Here is a 367-nt window from a genome sequence, read left to right on the forward strand (position 1 = left end):
TCAACGCAACGTCCGTTCGCGCACCCACTTCTTCGTCGAGTGGCAGGCGCTGGACCTCGTGCGTAACGCGGACGGCGACGTCCTCGGCGTCGTCGCGCTGGAAATGGAAACGGGCGACGTCATGATGCTGCAGGCGAAAACGACCGTGTTCGCCACGGGCGGCGCGGGCCGCATCTTCGCCGCGTCGACCAACGCCTTCATCAACACCGGCGACGGCCTGGGCATGGCGGCGCGCGCCGGCATCCCGCTGCAGGACATGGAGTTCTGGCAGTTCCACCCGACCGGCGTGGCCGGCGCGGGCGTCCTGATCACGGAAGGCGTGCGCGGCGAGGGCGGCATCCTGATCAACTCGAACGGCGAACGCTTC

Annotated in this window: 1 protein-coding gene; it reads left to right on the top strand. The window is 68.7% G+C overall.

What is annotated here, in order from left to right; genetic code table 11:
• Positions 1-367: FAD-binding protein (locus ASC93_RS21275; RefSeq protein ID WP_157202057.1), on the top strand; the 367-nt coding region annotated here is incomplete at both ends.

Origin of the sequence: Massilia sp. Root335 (assembly GCF_001425685.1) — a bacterium.
Lineage (GTDB): Bacteria > Pseudomonadota > Gammaproteobacteria > Burkholderiales > Burkholderiaceae_D > Telluria > Telluria luteola.